Origin of the sequence: Robertmurraya kyonggiensis (assembly GCF_005116465.1) — a bacterium.
GTDB lineage: Bacteria > Bacillota > Bacilli > Bacillales > Cytobacillaceae > Robertmurraya > Robertmurraya kyonggiensis.
In genome coordinates this window covers 42304-59773 of sequence record NZ_SWBM01000009.1, presented here as the reverse complement: position 1 = coordinate 59773, position 17470 = coordinate 42304, and the positions used below count along the sequence as shown (strand labels likewise).

19 protein-coding genes are annotated in these 17470 nt (G+C 38.7%); 12 read left to right on the top strand and 7 right to left on the bottom strand.

Going from position 1 to position 17470, the window contains the following annotated elements; translation table 11 throughout:
* Positions 1-45 precede the first annotated feature (45 nt).
* The 7 genes from FA727_RS21795 (at position 46) to FA727_RS21765 (ending at position 6582) form a co-directional block, all read left to right on the top strand.
* Positions 46-1269: a threonine synthase gene (locus FA727_RS21795; RefSeq protein WP_136833595.1), complete on the top strand. Its 1224-nt coding sequence runs from the start codon at positions 46-48 to the stop codon at positions 1267-1269.
* A 227-nt stretch (positions 1270-1496) separates the two neighbouring features.
* Complete coding sequence (locus FA727_RS21790; protein WP_136833594.1) at positions 1497-2039, top strand: cupin domain-containing protein; 543 nt, start codon at positions 1497-1499, stop codon at positions 2037-2039.
* A 127-nt stretch (positions 2040-2166) separates the two neighbouring features.
* Complete coding sequence (locus FA727_RS21785) at positions 2167-2604, top strand: CotD family spore coat protein (RefSeq protein ID WP_246042014.1); 438 nt, start codon at positions 2167-2169, stop codon at positions 2602-2604.
* Between the two features lie 633 nt (positions 2605-3237).
* Entirely contained in the window at positions 3238-3687 is a 450-nt protein-coding gene (locus FA727_RS21780) for a tripartite tricarboxylate transporter TctB family protein (RefSeq protein ID WP_136833593.1), read from the top strand.
* A 17-nt stretch (positions 3688-3704) separates the two neighbouring features.
* Positions 3705-5219 carry a tripartite tricarboxylate transporter permease gene (locus FA727_RS21775; protein ID WP_136833592.1) on the top strand — a complete coding sequence of 505 codons (1515 nt, stop codon included), beginning with the start codon at positions 3705-3707 and terminating at the stop codon, positions 5217-5219.
* 23 nt (positions 5220-5242) lie between these two features.
* Positions 5243-6235 (top strand): tripartite tricarboxylate transporter substrate binding protein, encoded by a 993-nt coding sequence (locus FA727_RS21770; RefSeq protein ID WP_246042013.1) that lies wholly within the window; start codon positions 5243-5245, stop codon positions 6233-6235.
* Positions 6236-6387: 152 nt separating this feature from the next.
* Positions 6388-6582, top strand: coding sequence for a hypothetical protein (locus tag FA727_RS21765; RefSeq protein ID WP_136833591.1), 195 nt, complete (start codon positions 6388-6390; stop codon positions 6580-6582).
* A 548-nt stretch (positions 6583-7130) separates the two neighbouring features.
* Here the strand turns inward: FA727_RS21765 and clpP are convergent.
* Both clpP and FA727_RS21755 read right to left on the bottom strand, forming a co-directional pair.
* Complete coding sequence (clpP, locus tag FA727_RS21760) at positions 7131-7712, bottom strand: ATP-dependent Clp endopeptidase proteolytic subunit ClpP (protein ID WP_136833590.1); 582 nt, start codon at positions 7710-7712, stop codon at positions 7131-7133.
* A 17-nt stretch (positions 7713-7729) separates the two neighbouring features.
* Positions 7730-8368, bottom strand: coding sequence for a sigma-70 family RNA polymerase sigma factor (locus FA727_RS21755; RefSeq protein ID WP_136833589.1), 639 nt, complete (start codon positions 8366-8368; stop codon positions 7730-7732).
* Between the two features lie 288 nt (positions 8369-8656).
* Between FA727_RS21755 and FA727_RS21750 the strand changes: the two genes are divergently transcribed.
* Positions 8657-10480: a methyl-accepting chemotaxis protein gene (locus FA727_RS21750; protein ID WP_136833588.1), complete on the top strand. Its 1824-nt coding sequence runs from the start codon at positions 8657-8659 to the stop codon at positions 10478-10480.
* A 41-nt stretch (positions 10481-10521) separates the two neighbouring features.
* On the opposite strand, the gene FA727_RS21745 is transcribed toward FA727_RS21750, so the two are convergent.
* The gene (locus FA727_RS21745) at positions 10522-11229 is read right to left on the bottom strand and encodes an Rv1352/Rv1906c domain-containing protein (RefSeq protein ID WP_136833587.1); all 708 of its coding nucleotides are present in this window, start codon (positions 11227-11229) and stop codon (positions 10522-10524) included.
* 176 nt (positions 11230-11405) lie between these two features.
* On the opposite strand from FA727_RS21745, the gene FA727_RS21740 reads away from it, so the two are divergent.
* Positions 11406-11795 (top strand): hypothetical protein, encoded by a 390-nt coding sequence (locus tag FA727_RS21740; protein ID WP_246042012.1) that lies wholly within the window; start codon positions 11406-11408, stop codon positions 11793-11795.
* Positions 11796-11859: 64 nt separating this feature from the next.
* Here the strand turns inward: FA727_RS21740 and FA727_RS21735 are convergent, their stop codons facing one another.
* Complete coding sequence (locus FA727_RS21735; protein ID WP_136833586.1) at positions 11860-12225, bottom strand: winged helix-turn-helix transcriptional regulator; 366 nt, start codon at positions 12223-12225, stop codon at positions 11860-11862.
* Between the two features lie 116 nt (positions 12226-12341).
* On the opposite strand from FA727_RS21735, the gene FA727_RS21730 reads away from it, so the two are divergent.
* The 3 genes from FA727_RS21730 (at position 12342) to FA727_RS21720 (ending at position 14207) form a co-directional block, all read left to right on the top strand.
* On the top strand, positions 12342-12959 hold the full coding sequence (locus FA727_RS21730; protein WP_136833585.1) for a nitroreductase family protein: 618 nt from the start codon (positions 12342-12344) through the stop codon (positions 12957-12959).
* A gap of 109 nt (positions 12960-13068) precedes the next feature.
* Positions 13069-13641: a CBO0543 family protein gene (locus FA727_RS21725; protein WP_136833584.1), complete on the top strand. Its 573-nt coding sequence runs from the start codon at positions 13069-13071 to the stop codon at positions 13639-13641.
* A gap of 155 nt (positions 13642-13796) precedes the next feature.
* Positions 13797-14207: an RbsD/FucU family protein gene (locus tag FA727_RS21720; RefSeq protein WP_136833583.1), complete on the top strand. Its 411-nt coding sequence runs from the start codon at positions 13797-13799 to the stop codon at positions 14205-14207.
* A 193-nt stretch (positions 14208-14400) separates the two neighbouring features.
* Here the strand turns inward: FA727_RS21720 and FA727_RS21715 are convergent, their stop codons facing one another.
* The 3 genes from FA727_RS21715 to FA727_RS21705 all read right to left on the bottom strand — a co-directional run bounded on the left by FA727_RS21715 (position 14401) and on the right by FA727_RS21705 (position 17105).
* Positions 14401-15009 carry a thermonuclease family protein gene (locus FA727_RS21715; protein ID WP_246042016.1) on the bottom strand — a complete coding sequence of 203 codons (609 nt, stop codon included), beginning with the start codon at positions 15007-15009 and terminating at the stop codon, positions 14401-14403.
* 252 nt (positions 15010-15261) lie between these two features.
* Positions 15262-15987 carry a DUF5131 family protein gene (locus FA727_RS21710; RefSeq protein WP_136833581.1) on the bottom strand — a complete coding sequence of 242 codons (726 nt, stop codon included), beginning with the start codon at positions 15985-15987 and terminating at the stop codon, positions 15262-15264.
* 65 nt (positions 15988-16052) lie between these two features.
* Positions 16053-17105: a three-Cys-motif partner protein TcmP gene (locus FA727_RS21705; RefSeq protein ID WP_158318948.1), complete on the bottom strand. Its 1053-nt coding sequence runs from the start codon at positions 17103-17105 to the stop codon at positions 16053-16055.
* Positions 17106-17470: the final 365 nt, after the last annotated feature.

Below are 17470 nucleotides of genomic sequence, written 5' to 3'. Positions count from 1 at the left end.
CGTAACGAGTTTAATTGTGGTCTTCATTTTTTTAGGGGGAGTAAAATGACAAATTACAGTTATATCTCACATTTAGAGTGTCCGAAGTGCAGTGAAAAATATGAAGAGAATAATGTGCAGCAATTATGTAAATGTGGCTCTCCGTTATTGGTTCGATATGATTTAAAGAAAGTAAAAGAAAATGTATCACGTGAGGATATTTCTAATCGAACAAATAGTTTATGGCGCTATCATGAATTACTTCCTGTGCAAAAAGAGGAAAATGTTGTAACGCTGGGGGAAGGAATGACACCGTTGGAAAAACTTCCATCGCTCGGAGCGGAATATGGACTGCAACATTTATATATGAAAGATGAGGGGATTATTCCAACTGGTTCTTTTAAAACAAGAGGAGCGAGTGTAGGAATTTCAAAGGCAAAAGAGCTAGGTGTGCAGCAGTTAGCGATGCCGACGAACGGGAATGCTGGAGCTGCTTGGGCGCTCTATGCAGCAAAGGCAAAAATTAAAGCGACGATTGTAATGCCTTTGGATGCTCCGAAAATTACTCGAAAAGAAGTCTGTGTCGCTGGAGGAGATTTGCATTTAATTAACGGCTTGATTAGTGATGCAGGAAAGGTCGTGGCTAGTCTAGTTCAAAACCATGGTGTATACGATGCCTCTACGCTGAAAGAACCTTATCGGATTGAGGGTAAAAAAACCATGGGCTACGAGATTGTCGAGCAATTCGGATGGAAGGTTCCGGATGTAATCTTGTATCCAACCGGTGGCGGTGTAGGAATCATCGGGATTTATAAAGCATTACTTGAACTGCAGCAATTAGGCTGGATTGAGGAAGGAAAGCTCCCACGATTAGTAGCCGTACAAGCAGAAGGGTGTGCGCCGATTGTTGAAGCTTGGAAAAAGGGTGACAAGGAATCAACATTCTTTGAAAATTCTACGACATCTGCGTTTGGGATTAATGTCCCGAAAGCTTTGGGTGATTTCTTGGTTTTAGAAAGCCTTTATGCAACAGATGGCTGTGCAATTGCTATTTCCGAAGAGGATTTATTACAGGCGCAAAAGCAGGTAGCTACCTTCGAAGGAAACTTCATTTGTCCAGAAGGAGCAGCAACCTTTGCAGCGGCTAGAATCCTGCGAGAGCAAGGTTGGATTCAAGAAAATGAGCATGTTGTGTGTCTTAATACAGGAGCAGGGATTAAGTATCCTGAAACAGTTGAAATTGAAAATGTAGATATTCTTCAACCTGGGCAAGAAATCTTGAATGGTTAGTTGCTGTGGAAAATTGTTAGAGCCTCTCGCAAGTTCGCTGTGACTTGTGGTAGGTTTTTTATTTTGCACGTATTCAAATGTTCGCACAGAATAATTTTTACTAAGCTAAAGTCTGTATGAATAAGTTGAACATAGATTTTTGGAATGGGATTTTATAGGAGAACCGAGTACATCCACCTTGCTAAGAGCATAGGATAATTTAGCAAATATAGGAAGGTGTTGAGCCAATGTATCAGTTTCCTAAGATGTACCCGCAATTTCCATATTATACGAATGTCCCAATGTATCCTTATGGAATACATCCATATTATGGACCAAATGAAAATCGCCAACTACAAAGAAGGATTGAAATAAAAGATTATGGACCGTATCCATATGTTGTGGATATAGAAGAGGCAACGGAACAAAATACTACTTATCGTACTGCTTTATGGACAGGAAACCATTTGCAGGTGACTTTGATGAGTATTCGGCCAGGTGAGGATATTGGATTAGAAATTCATCCAGACACAGACCAATTTCTACGTGTGGAACAAGGCGATGGCATTGTGCAAATGGGGAATAGCAGAAATAATTTGACCTTTGCAGCTAGAGTTCATGAAGATTCTGCTATTATGATCCCAGCGGGTACTTGGCATAATGTAACGAATACAGGGAGAATGCCATTGAGGCTTTACTCCATATATGCACCTCCCCATCATCCATTTGGTACAGTGCATAAAACGAAAAAAGACGCTCTGACTGCAGAACGAAGCTATCAATGGTACTAAAGAAAAGCATCCTTCGGGGTGCTTTTCGTAGTTATGCGATCGTTTTTGTCGAACTGGTGGCTTGGTCTAGGACAAGCAATGTCCCTTTGCATAAAATATATCATCTCATGATAAGGGGGTGAGCTTAATGGGATATAGAAATAATAACGAAGTGAGGGGAGCTGGTTATAACAAGGGTAATAACAACAACGTCATGGGTGTGAGTGATAACCACGACTGTAACAATGTCATGGGTGCAAGAAATTCAAATAGATCTAGCAATAACGATGTAATGGGAGTGAGCAACAATAATAGGGGCCGTTGCTGCAAAAACAATCGAGTTGAAGAAATTGTAAGCCCTACTCGAACAGTCGTGAATACAAGAACAAAAACACGCACAGTCAGACGCATTCATCCAGTTGAAGTGATTAATGTAAACAGAACGGTTGTCAGAAATGAAAACTTTTATCCGGTAACACAAAGGACCGTGAATGAAACAGTCGAAGAAAACTTTGATTGTGGTAGTGATTTGAACAATCCAAACTGCCGAAGAAATGGCGGTGGAGGAGGTTTATTTAGTCTTTAATAGTGAATAATTTTCCTCCTAATGTCGATGAGGCATGATCCGAAGTAGCATAGATGTCACATTAAACAATAAGCTTCTTGCGTTAACCATTGTCTTTTTCGCCTTACGTCGAAAAAGCCTTGCCTATTTTCTCCTTATGTCGAAAAAGCCTTGCCTATTTTCTCCTTATGTCGAAAAAGCCTTGCCTATTTTCTCCTTATGTCGAAAAAGGCTTGCCTATTTTCTCCTTATGTCGAAAAAGGCTAGTTCCACAGCACGTCCATTCCACTTATATATAATTTGGTCTCCGATTCGTCAGGAGACCTTTTTTCATTTTTTGCATCGCGTGATCATATACTTATAAATGTATTACCTTGTTCAAACATAACCCAATAATTGATTTCATAAGATTCTTCTTAACTGATAATCATAGGCCTTGCTCTGCTTTTAAGCGTGCAAGGCTTTTGCTATCAGAAATCAAGGGTAGCCGAACAAATGAGTCGTAGTTTTTTTCCTAGGTAACTGGGGCGTTCTAAGAAAGATTAGAAATAGGGATTCATGTTCCACCGAAACAGTGCAGTAATTACAGATTATATCTACTCAACACGAAGGGGCATCCCTGGCAAATCGAGCATTAAGAAAGGAGAGGACTAATTGGGGATCAAGGTTATTTCTCCTAACCGTATCGGCGCGTTCGTTGCGATTATTTTAGGTGGGTTGTCCATTTTTGAAGCGATTAGACTTTATCCTTATGGCAATAACCTCCTGACTGGAGACCACACGTTTCCGGGAATGATCGGAGTCCTTTTAATCCTTGCAGGCGGCATGCTTTTATTCGAGCGAAAAAAGGATGAGGTGGTCCTCCCCAAGGGTAGAACAGCTTTTATGATGATTGCTTCTATCGGGAGTCTCATAATCTATAGCCTTTCAATCAAATATATCGGTTATTTTTTCAGTACCGTCCTTGCATTTCTCTTCTTAATTAAGATTATTGGAAACTATAGCTGGATTTTTTCTATCGTGATAGCGACCGTCCTCACAACAGCTCTCTATTTATTATTCATTGTCCTACTGAAAACACCGTTTCCCAGTCTACTATTTTAAAAGGGGGAAGCAAACAAATGGAATCAATCCTCTACCTTTTACAGGGTTTTAGTGAAGTTCTGACCCCTTTCAATCTATTAATTGTCCTATTGGGCTCGCTTCTTGGAACTGTTGTTGGAGTACTTCCAGGGCTTGGTCCAACTTCCGCGATAGCAATTCTTTTACCAATGACGACGATTCTCGATCCAACTCAAGGGATTATGATGATGGCGGGCATCTATTATGGCTCGATGTATGGAGGCTCCACGACAGCAATATTAATGAATATTCCTGGTGAGTCCTCGTCTGTGCCGACGACATTAGATGGTTATCCATTGGCCAAAATGGGGAAGGGTGGAGCGGCTCTTGGCGTTGCAGCGATTGGATCCTTTCTCGCAGGAATTATTGGATTGATTGGCCTTGTTCTCTTCGCACCGATTCTCGCTGACCAAGCATTGAAGTTCGGGCCACCCGAATACTTTACGTTAATGCTGATTGCCTTGCTGATATTATTCAATTTAACCGGCTACTCGCTGGCAAAGTCGATTATTATGGGCTTGTTTGGATTCCTAATTTCGCTTGTGGGAATTGGGATTTCAAGTGGATCTCCGAGGTTTCATTTTGGATTTGATGCGCTACTTGGTGGATTTGAAATGATCAGCATCATTATCGGTTTATTTGCCATCACCGAAGTATTAAAAGGACTCGAAGAAAATCGGGTTCGTATCAAGCATGAGAAAATTAAAAATGTCTATCCCGATAAAAAAGATATGAAAAAAAGTATGTTTCCGATTTTAAGAGGAAGCCTACTTGGTTTTTTTCTCGGCATTTTACCAGGCGTATCGGCCACGATTACGTCATTCCTTTCCTATGATGTGGAAAAAAAGATCTCAAAGACCCCTGAGCAATTTGGGAAAGGAGCTATTGAAGGGGTGGCAGGTCCAGAGTCGGCAAATAACGCAACAAGCTCAGGCGGTTTCATTCCTTTATTGGCCTTAGGAATACCGGCATCACCGCCACTCGCTATTTTACTAGCGGCTTTAATGATTTATGGATTAACTCCAGGGCCAGTTCTATTTGAACAAAATAGCCAAATGGTGTGGACCGTCATTGCGAGTATGTTTATAGGCAATATTATTCTCCTAATCTTAAATCTTCCTTTAATCGGACTATGGGCAAAGCTGACGGAAGTGCCGTTTGGAATTCTAGGACCAATCATTTTAATGGTGAGTATATTAGGTGCCTATTCGGTCCGTAACAGTATGTTCGATGTCGTTGTTGCGATTATTTTTGGTATATTCGGTTATTTTTTTCATAAATATCAATGGCCGATTATTCCTTTTGTCTTGTGTCTCGTTCTTGGTCCTAAAATGGAAAGCTCCTTTATTCAATCGTTAGAAATATCGTCAGGTAACTGGTTGATTTTTTTCCAAAGGCCGATTTCGTTAACCCTTCTCCTATTAGCTGCTGTCTTAATCATCGTTTCTATCTTTCTAACTAATCGAACGAAAAAAAGAATCAAACAGGAGACAGGGGAGCACATGGAATTTTGACAACTTAAATTGGGGGTATTCAGGTGAAAAAGTTCTGTTTAGCTGTGTTGATTCTCTTGGGGATGCTGATTGCCGGCTGTTCGAATGATTCAGGTTCGTCGGACAATGCTTCTTATCCGGAAAGGCAAATTGAACTCGTCGTTCCCTTTGCGGCTGGTGGTGGAGTTGATTTGGCCGCGCGAGCAGTGGCTGAATATTTGAGCAAGGAATGGGGGCAATCCATCGTTGTCACGAACAAAACGGGTGGAGGCGGAATTGTTGGGGCTCAGTATGCTTTAAAGGAAGCGAAGCCAGATGGCTACACCGTTTTAGTAAATAATAACTCCTCGACAACAATGTATGAAGCAGGTACGTCGAATCCTACCATTACGTCAAAAGACAATAAATTCGTTTCTCGAATTGCAGAAGCATCTTTGACTTATGCTGTTAAAGAAGATGCGGAGTGGGAGAGCTTCAAAGAGTTCAGTGATTGGGTCAAGGCAAACCCTGAAGAACTGACATGGGCCAGTGTTGGACCAGCGGGATTTTCTTCCTTTGGTGTTGCTGAATGGCTTGATTCCATTGGAGTCGATTATAAAAATACGAGTATGGTTTCATCAGAAGGAGCGAGTGATTCGACGGCCAAGGTTGCGGGAGGCCATGTTATTCTCGCTGTACACAATGTTGGAGAAGTGTATTCTTTAGCGGAGTCTGGAAAAATCAAAATCCTTGCAGTGCAATCATCCGAACGGAGCCCGCTATATCCAGATGTGCCAACAGTTGAAGAGGAAGGTTTTACGGGCTTAACGGTGAAGTGGTGGACTGGATTATCCTTTGCCGCAGATGTTCCCGATGAGATTGTGGAAAAATGGGATGAGGCTATCGCCGAAATGGAGCAGGATAAAGCTTTTATAAAAGAGTTGGAGAAAATTAAACTAGAACCATCCTATTTAAATTCTGAAGATTTTACACAGGCCGTAAAAGAAGAAACGGAACGATATACAAAATTAGCGGAAACGACGGGAATCCGCAAATAAAGCTGTCGGCTCTTGTTTGATTGGGAAGGATTTTTCCCATTCTTTGAGGATCGTGGGGAGAATTGTAGATTTGTTTTTCTCGCTCGGGGCAGGAAATCAACATCTCTATCTAAAATAGTATTAGTAGACAATAGTGAAAGGTGTGATCGTTGATGAGTTCCGAGATAACCTTGCAGCAAATTGCCGAAAATATTACGAAGTCGATTCTCAATGCCAATGATAAGGATATTGAAGGATTTCAAAGAATCCTTGAAGAGTCTATTAAGCTTCGAGAAAGCCATCGAAGTCTACAAAAATTAGTAAAGGACTACTCCTCCTCGACCTTTATTCGGGCAAAATCGAGTTAAGGGTTGGGGATGAAAGAGTAAGTTAAGGGAGCTGTTCCAAGAGCGTGTATTTTACGCACTTGGGAGGGCTTTTTTCTTTTTTGAGGAGTGCATGAAGACATTATTTTAGGGAAAGAAGGTCATAGTGTCCGCATGAAAGGCTCATGAAGACAACTATTGCAAGGATCCCACGAATAGTGTCCGCATGAAAGGCTCATGAAGACAACTATTGCAAGGATCCCACGAATAGTGTCCGCATGAAAGGCTCATGAAGACGACTATTGCAAGGATTCAACGAATAGTGTCCGCATGAAAGGCTCATGAAGACAACTATTGCAAGGAGCCCACGAATAGTGTCCGCATGGAGTGCCCATGAAGACAACTATTGCTAGGATCTTACGAATAGTGTCCGCATGAAAGGCTCATGAAGACAACTATTGCAAGGATTCCGCAAACAGTGTCCGCATGTCCCATTCATAAAGACACTATTCACAAGAAACAAAGAAAGATTGTCTTCATGAAGACGAAATCACAAAAAAACTCCCTATTCAGGGAGTAAATTCAATTCACTACTTCTTGCTAATGATTTTATCTATAATCCCGTAATCCAGAGCCTCCTGGGCATTCATGAAATAATCCCGGTCGGAATCCTTTGCTACTTTTTCAATTGGCTGGCCTGTGCGTTCAGCGACAATCGAATTGATGTGTTCTCGAAGTTTTAGAATTCTACGAGCGGAAATTTCGAGTTCTGTGGCTTGCCCTTTTGCCCCGCCAAGTGGTTGATGAATCATCACTTCGCTGTTCGGCAGTGCATAGCGTTTTCCTTTTGTCCCAGCGAGAAGGAGCATCGCACCAAAAGATGCCGCCATCCCAATGCAAATCGTGCTGATATCAGGCTTAATCAACTGCATTGTATCAAATATGGCGAAGCCTGCTGTGATCGAACCTCCCGGACTGTTAATATAAATGGAAATATCCTTATCTGGATTTTCCGATTCTAAAAAAAGTAACTGAGCAATAACACTATTGGCGAGCTGGTCGTCAATTTCATCACCAATCATAATGATTCGGTCCTTCAATAATCTCGAATAAATATCATAGGAACGTTCTCCGCGACTTGATTGTTCAATGACGTAAGGTATAGTGGCCATCTTATTTCCTCCCTTTTTTAAGCTGCTATGCTGTACATGTTGAGAGGTGTACCAGGAGTTTTGGAGAAAATTTCTGTGAGCCGATCAATCAGTACCTTCGGGTCTTCTTCCTGCACCGATTGATACATCAGTTGGGAAAGCAACTCATGATCGCTTTCTTCCGTCCAAGTATCTTCTATAGTAAAAGAATCCCCCTTATCGAGTCGTTTTCTTGCTCTGTGTAGAGTGGCTTTCACAGCCATTTCCGTCGTACCAAGCACTTCCGCAATTTCCTTTGAACGATATGAAAATGCTTCTTTTAGTAAAAAGATTACTGCTTGTTTCGGCGTCAACTCCATTAATTTTTGAACAGTATTCATCAATTCATCAGGTGACAATTGCTTTTCTGCTGAAAGCAATTCGAATGGCATGCCGGTGCATTCATCCTTCTTCTTGCGCAACGTATCAATCCAATAGTGGTAGGCGATTTTTTTAAGCAAGGCAGGACTAATATCGGATTCAGGATAACGCTGAACAGCCCGAAAAAATGATTCCTGTGCTAGATCATCACCATCCCATTGGTTTCGAGCTAGGAATCGGCAATATTGCTGCAAGCCGTGATAAAACTCCTCTAATTTTTCAAGCGTCTCCTCTTTTGGCCTACTGTTTGATGACATCTGTGTTCAACTCCTTTATACCTCTCACCCTCTATAACGGAAATAGGGGAGGAAAAAGATACTGGTTAAAAATATTTTTATTTGATCTTATTTTATGCGAATAGCTGCTCGAAATAAAATTAAAATATTCCGAATTTAAGGAGAGCGAAATATTTTATGGAAATAGTTCTTATTAAACGGTAGAATTTACTCATATGCTTCATTATTGTGAAAAAGCAAACTAATTGAAAAATTAGAATTAGCTTGCCGATAAAGTAAACATAGGACTAACTAAGAGGAGGATGCCTAATGAAGAAACGTTTACGCTTGAATCTAAAAGATGTAAATAAACAGAATTCCAGGGTCAAAAACTTTCGTTTGAAAAGTTTTAATTTCAAAGGATTTAAACTAAAAGGGTTTAAATTAAAGGGGTCTGATAAAAAGGGCCTAAATATGCAAAGCCTGCGCACGAAGATCTTAATGGGTTATGGAGTAGTACTATTACTGCTTATCATTTTAGGGATCAGTGTTATTTTTAACATCCAAAGTCTGAATAATCAAATTGAAAAAACGATTCAAAAAGATGTGGAACAGCTTACATATGAATCTGAATTGAGCTTTAGCCTAGCTGAAAGAATCTCAGCTACGCGCGCATATTTATTATTCGGCGATGCAGCACAGAAGGAACGTTTTGATGAATATACAAAGAGTAGCAAAGAAATTGAAGAGAAGCTTGTGAAGTTGGATAATTCGAACGAGCTTGAACAAATGATTTTTGCTAGTAAGAACTGGGGAAAACTCATTCAAGAACGCGTTTTTGGTTCCTATGATAAAGGGGACAAGGAGCTAGCTTTAAAAATTGTCAATGATCAAGTAGGTCCTATCGGCGAACAATTGATGGAATCCTTTAATAAACGGGTAGACGAGAAGGAAAAAATGGTTGAGCAAAGTGGCAGCGAACTGGTGAAACGAGGAATGGCAGTTAACAGTATCGTTATCATTTTAACGATTGCGGCGATAGCGATTGGTGTTGTGGTTGCATTTATACTAGCGAATTATATCGTCAAGCCTGTACACAGAGTTGTGGCAAAAATGGACAAAATCGCTGAGGGTGATTTTACAGGAGAAGAGTTAACGACGAAGTCCAAGGACGAAATTGGTCAATTGAGCAATTCCGTTAACGCCATGACATCAAGTCTAAAAGGCTTGGTTGAAAGTGTTCAACATGTGGCAGAGCAGGTAGCGGCTTCTTCTGAAGAATTATCTGCTAGTGCTGAACAAACGACGGAAGCAACCGAGCATGTCGTCAATCTTATTAATGAAGTGGCGAAGGGTGCAGAGGTTTCTGCAGAGGTTGCCACTCATAGTGCTCAAGCGATGGATGAAGTGAGCGTTGGTGTTCAGCGCATTGCCGAATCTTCATCGGAAGTAGCGAGTATGGCACAACAATCTACTGAAATTGCGAAAAGTGGTAATGAAAAGATTGAGAGAGCTGTAGGGCAAATGAATAAGATTTCTGAATCTGTGGAATCAACATCTACGGTAATCAAGCAATTAGGCGAAAGATCAAAAGAAATCGGTGCGATTGTTACAGCGATTACGGAGATTTCAAGCCAAACGAACTTATTAGCGCTCAATGCAGCGATCGAAGCAGCTAGAGCTGGTGAGCATGGAAAAGGATTTGCGGTTGTGGCAGATGAAGTTAGAAAACTAGCTGAACAGTCACAGAACTCTGCAGGTAAAATTTCTGAAATTATCCGCAACATTCAGGCTGATACTGAGCATTCTATTCAAGCTATGGTCAATGTAGTGGCTGAAGTACAAGCGGGTACGCTCGATGTAAACGAAGCGGGTGAAGCATTTAAACAGATTTTAGAAGCTGAAATTCGCGTTGCAGAACAAATTCATGAGGTATCTGCTATTTCTGAGCAAATGTCTGCGAACTCTGAAGAAGTTTCGGCATCCGTTCAAGAGGTTCAAACGATTTCAACGGAAAGTTCTGAGGGAGCTAACACGATTGCTACGGCTTCTCATGAGCAGCTTGCTTCTATGGAAGAGATTTCTGCTTCTGCTAAGTCTCTAAGCGAAGTGTCTGAAGCGTTACAAAAAGAAATTGCGAAATTTAAGATCTAATACAAAACGGAGTCCCAAAAGCAAATGCTTTTGGGACTTGTTCATTTTTGAATCTTAACATCTTGGAGTTTGATGTATTGCCCTTCGCTGATGGTGATGTACATGTCTGCTTGGACATTTTCATTGGTGACGATGCTATCGATTTGATGGCGGCTGTCTTTTGCCACTTCTAAATAACCCATTCCTACCGTGCTGTCTAAAATAACCTTGTATTCACCTGCAGGAATATCCTGTCCTACCTTGTACATGCCATTCTCATATAAGCCATCATCAGGAACGACAGATGGAGCAGAATCCACTGGATACATATGGCCACCCTGTAATTTGAAATATTCTCCTTCATTTAAGGTCACATAGGAATGAGCCCCATTCGGTAAATTATCATTAAATAGGATGCTATCTAATTCTCCGGTGCTATCGGAAGCACTTTCGATATACGCAGTCGAATCGGCAAATACGAGGTACTCCCCAGCCGGAAGGTCCGTTCCTATTTTATAAGTACCAGCCTTGATTTGTGTGTCTTCGTCCTCTTCCTCAACTTGCTGTTCCTCTTCATCGGAGGTCTCATTTGTTGCCTCGTCTTGTTCCTCGGTCTGATTGCTCAAGGTTGTATCTTCTGTTTTCGTTTCATTAGCCGGTTCAATCGTTTCGTCATCGCCACATTGTGTTAAAGCAATAATGACAATAAGAGCTAGTAGCCAAACCCACCATCTTTTATAAAAAGGTTTCTTCACCCGTTCATGCGTCATTTTTTGTCCTCCTTAGGTGTTGAATTAAATTAGCATCACCTATTATGGTCAAAACTACGCCAAATTACCCATTGCGTCGAAAACTATGCTCTCTTTTTTCGACAAAAATCGACGAATGCTGTTTACAAGTTTCTTCACAATTGTTTATAGTTATTTATAGAATTATGAGAGTTCAGATGAAGGTAGGATGTGAAGAACGGATGAAGGTCGAAGATCTGATTGAAAAAATTAATCGTAGTGTAGACGAATTCGATTATGTTAGAGCTAGTAAGTTTATTGAAGAAAATCTAGAGGTTTTAGAGGCAAAAAGGCTTTATTTAAAGAGTAATGCCCGCGAAATCCTTAAGTTTTTATCGGAGCAAGTAAAGTCTGGAGTACTGCCCATTTCCAGAGCAGATTTAGCCGTCATCAATTCAATCAATGCATACGCATATCAATTTGATTTACGAGGAATCAAAGTTGTATTAAGAGATCATGCGCAGTTATTTTTAAAAGAAGAAGCTGTTGCCTATCTGAATAGTGATGCGAAAACGATTTTGTCTGGTATGAAAGTGATCAATGGTTAATAGAGAAGAGTCCTAATTAATAGGAATTCAAAAAAACGGCTGCCACATTCGGCAGCCACTAACCTCACTCTTTCTCTACCTGAGCTTTCTGCTCGACCCAATTGCGGATAGCAAAAATAATATCCTTCAAACCTTCTCCTCGTGGTGTTAATTCATATTGTACTTTTTTTAAGGAACCTTCTAAGTAGATCTTTTTTACAAGTCCTTCTTTTACTAACTCATTTAATCTCTCAGCAAGGAGCCTGTCTGAAATTCCTTCAATCATTTCCATCAATTCGTAATATCTTTTTGGTCCATCGAGCAAAGAAAAGATGATAATCCCAACCCATTTTTGGCCAATAAATTCAATTGTTTTTTGGTAATTGATACAGATACTGTTAGGGGCTCCACAACGAGGTTGCGGTTGACCACTGTTTGGAGATGTTGTCATCCATCATCCTCCCATCGACATGATAATCCCATTATACCATTTTTCTTGACTAATTAACTTACGAATGATAAGTTATCGTAAGAAACTAACTTTTAGTAAGTTTAGGAGGAATCTCTATGTCACATCTTGAGCAAATTGTACAACAACGTAAAGCTGTTCGTGTTTATGACCCGAACTTTACGATTCCAAAAGAGGAAATTGAAAATTTATTAAGCCTTGCTTCAAGAGCTCCATCAGGAAATAATTTACAACCATGGCGTGTAATCGTGATTCAAAATAAAGAGTTGCAAAAAGAACTACGTGCAATCGGAAACAATCAAGCACAAATTGAAGAATCGTCTGCTATTATTGCCATTTTAGGTGATACTGAAGCACACAAAAATGTCGAGAGAATCTTCAATCAAAATGTAGAGGAAGGCCATGTTTCACAAGAAATTGCGAACCTCTCGATTGAAAGAACATTATCCTATTACCCATCTATGCCAATTGAAAAACGTAAACAAGGTGCTGCTTATGATGCTGGTGCATTTGCGATGCAATTCGCGTTGCTTGCAAAAGACCGTGGCTACGATACGGTTACAATGGGTGGCTTTGACAAGGAGAAATTTGCAGAACGTTTTGAGCTCCCAGAAAATGTTTTCCCTATTACATTAATTGCACTAGGAAAAGCGCTTGCTCCAGCATTCGGTACATCACGTTTGCCGATTGAAGCTTTCACTACTTTTTATGAATAGAATAGTTTAGAAAAAAGTCAACATTCGTGTTGGCTTTTTTTAATTTGGATAAACTTTTCAATTAAAGACAAAATAGGGGGTACAGGATTAAACAAAAGGTGTGAGTTTAGTGAGTGAAAAACAACTAGAACTATTAGAAAAAATGCGGGATATGAATGCAAGTCTTTCAAAATTAAGCACGGAATATTGGAAGGAATTTTCAAGTTTTAATGACCTGAAATTTTGGGTAGTGATCTTAATGTTGGTCATTCCGTTAATTATATTGTGGTGGAAAATTGATCGGGATAAAATGTTGCTATTAGGCTTTTACGGATTAAATTATCATATTTGGTTTGCATACACGAATTCCATTGCCATTCGCATGGGGTATTGCGAATATCCTTATGAAATTTTGCCCGTCCTTCCTAGCTTCGCCTTAGATGCATCATTAGTTCCAGTCTGCTATATTTTGGTATATCAATGGACTCTTAATAGGAACAGGAACTACTATCTCTATTCATTTCTGTTGTCAGCGGTCCTTGCTTTTATCATGAAACCTATTCTCGTCGCAAATGACCTTTTTCATATGTATAAGGGATGGAATTATTTTTATCTATTCTTATTTTATGTGGGCCTATTCATCGTTTCGAAGGTGATTACGAATATTTTTCTTCGAATGCAGAAAGGTAAGGAGTCCTATTAGGGCTCTTTTTGTTTTTTTAATAAGGAAAAAGCAAACGATTACTTTTTTCAGTATATTTTAAAAAGTTTGATTGACACCAGTGTAAAAACGTTTTATCGTCTAATAGTAAATGATTACTATAAGCGCGATTTTCATTTAAGAGGAGGAATATTGTCGTGTTAACCATCGATTGCATACATCCAAAAATATTAGAAGTAATTGCTTCATGTGGACATGGAGACAAGATTTTAATAGCAGATGGGAATTACCCTCTAAATTCAGCAACAAACGAGAATACAGCGAAGGTTTTTCTAGGTTTGAGCCCGGATTTACCGACTGTAACGGACGTTCTAAAATCGTTAAACAGTGCGATGAATTTCGAAAAGGCGGAAGTAATGGATCCAGAGAGTGGAGCAGAACCTGAGATATATAAAGAATTCCTTCGTATACTAGATATTAATGAATTGCAAAAGTTAGGTCGTTATGAGTTTTATGAAGCTGCTCAAGCTAAAAATATTATTCTTGGTATTAATACAGGAGAAACTCGGACTTTTGCAAACATCATGCTCACGGTTGGCGTGAGGTAGTAATCAAGATGATTGGAAAAGGATGATTAATAGAGGATTTGAGAAAGACTTGCTCTTTTCTCATTGAAAAAACAGGTTAATTTATTTTTTTATTTGAGAAAAGAACCTATAAAAAAGAAGGCTGTTAGTATGGGTGAACATACTAACAGCCTTTCTTTTTGCCTTATGGAAATCAAGTTTTGCAGACCATTTTTTATCGTTCGCAAGCGTAGTTGTCTTTGTCTCTGTCCATCTTGGCTTGATAAGCTGGATGATCGGATGGTACGCCATTTGGATATTTCGTACGTAACTCCGTACAATTCTGGAAAAATTCACTTGTGCCAGAAGAGGAAGTGTTATTAGAGCTTTCGTTATTCGAATTGCTATTGCTGCTGGAACTGGTACTAGATTTTGACGTGCTAGAGCTTGAGTTGATGGAGGCAGTCGTTTTCGGATCTAAGTCACCCTTTGTAGTTCCATTTTCTCCATAAGCCCATAATCCAGTGTTTGCTTCTCTAGCTTCACGAGCATATTTCACAAAGTACTCGCTGTATTTCACGTCCGGATTGTAAGTTGAAGGCTCAGCATAACCATTTAGGACAAGGTGAGCATTAAACATTTTTGTTCTGATTTCTTTGTCATCCATATCATTTGTCGGGATGTCTAACCAAACAATTCTAAGTAAGCGTCCATATCGATCGGCCTCGGATACATCTTTTTGAAGCCAAACGTTTTTTCCTTCTAAAATGGATTTAGTGTAACTACTTGCTTGCTTCCCATATTCCTCGGTTCTAGTTGTAGATTCGGGCGTGTTGACCCCGATTAGACGAACTTTGCTACCATCTGATAATTCGATGGTATCACCGTCTTATCGCTATAAATTATGGTGTACATATTTAATAAAATTATCATATTAGTTGATAATTATAGAAAAAGGGTTGATTTAATGTTGTACACATTTAAATTACTGTACATATTTATGTAACCTGGAGTAACCCTATGTACATAATTCAAAGAAATTTGTATATTTTACGATATTTTATATAGACTCCTGTCGGAAAAAAACAGAAAACCTTTACATTTTTGCAAAGGCTTTATTTGGATATTCATCATAAGTTTTATTGTCTAACTCTCTTCCAAAGCGATGTTTTTGAACTCCGCCCCATTGTTTAAAGAAAAAGGCTACATTTTGATTATGACATTGGTCTCTTATTGAACGGACCCAATTAGGATCCATGGGTCTTGCTCCTGGTCCTGACTCACCACCAACAATTACCCAATGTATATCATCTAACTCAAGATTTTGAAGAGGTCCAAGTAAAGGCTCACAAGATAAAAATCTTATTTGAGCAGGTATCTTTTTTAAAGAATCAAGTCTATTAATTACTTTAATACTTTCAATACTGGTCCCCATCCATATATTTGGAGTGAAATTTAAGCTTTCAGATAATTGTGCTACTCTTTCGGGCCTTTTGGTCAAAATTTGGTATGTATGATGAGGTGTTTCATTCATGGTTTCAAATACAGATTTAATAAAATCGAGAGGAACTTTTTCGTGAAATAAATCTGACATAGAATTCACAAAAATCTTTCTTGGAGATTTCCATTTTTTTGGTGCATTTATTAAATCTGGATGTAAAGTAACTTCAAATCCATTTTCGTATCTAGGATTTCCCATCGCTTTCAATCGTTTAGCCATTCTTTCAGCATAACAGTGTTTGCAGCCATCGGACACTTTATTGCAACCAGTTACAGGGTTCCAAGTAATTTCTGTCCACTCAATACTTGAATTACCAGTCATTATAGTTTCACCACCTTTTTCACCAAATTATACCATAATAACCCGAATGGAACAAATGTTCCTTTTTAATGGAAAGTTATTAATGTACCTTCCTTAAATCCAGACTTGCTACCAGTTGGTCTAAGCACAGAAATCAAATCATCTTTAAGCATAGGAACTAAAGTTTTATTTTTTATGTGACCTTTTAAATAGGGAGTTTTTAGTAAGACGAAATTTTCTATTTCTGAAATAGATACTTGTTTCCCTTTAAATTCATTTAATAAAAACTTTTTTAATAATGAAAGATCGGGTTCTAATTCAAATAACACTATTTGACCAGGTATTGTGATATCTCTAAATTGAAAGTTTCCTAATGGATCGGCTTTCCACATGGCTTCTTTCATTTTTTCCAAACCTAATGTATTGTTTGTAGCATATATAAGATCGAAAATATGGGCATTCTTTCTATTCCTAACGTTAAAGCTCCTTGTATATAAAACGCCCGCTTGATCTTGAAGTTGAAAAGCATATAGTTCTGTTAACTTTTCAGGTTTGTTTAAGCAATATTTCCACTTATCTGTACCATAAAGTTGAGTGTGGTCAGTTACATCTTTTGATCTTAAAACTCCTGAGTACATATGATTAAAGAAAACTTCACATTTGGTATATGACATTATTTTTTTAACTATCTCGAAAGGAACGTACTTGGTTCCGAATGGATCTATAAATGCAAAAGTAGGTGCTAAGCCTTTCCCTGTTGTGTCAAAGAAAGAGAAAAGTTTTTCCATTGTTTCACTAAATTCTTCGTTTTTTGTGATGATTTTAAAGTTTTTGGGGAGACTTAATTGGCTAATTTCATGTTGGAGGGATTTATAGTTAGATTTATTTGCCTCAATAAAGAAAAATACGAACTCTTTATTTTCAAGTCTATTTAAATGAGCTTCATATATTTCTTTTGCTATTTTTAGAGCATATATTGGTGATCCATCTTCTCCATTTTTATAACGGCCAGGACCTGCAAAACCATCAATATATATAATTTTTGGATTCGTAAAAGCCATTATTGGAAACCATGCCCCTAAATAATTTTTTAAAATTTTGTGTTTTGCTTTTGTATGCTCCTTTATTTCCCAACTCAATTTTTTCACCCCTATAGGACTTTGTTTTTCTTCTATTATATTACATTCTCGTGATAAATAGATTGAATTGTTTTTATTTTCATATTTTTGCGGAGTGAATTTCTTAAATCCATACTAAGCAAAATATCCAAACAAAGTAGAAATTGATAGATTTATCTCAAACCTTCTAACTGGATTTGTTTGAAGTTAGATTACATAATGTATGCTCAATTTCCCGCAATTTTTGAATCTCAGAAGAAAATCAAAAGAAAAGCGTTATCTATTTTTTGGAAATAATATTTCAGGAAGGATCATTTAAGTGATAGAATTGAATAAGTAATAAAATAGCGTGTGGAGATAATGTTATTACAATATCAGTAGAACCA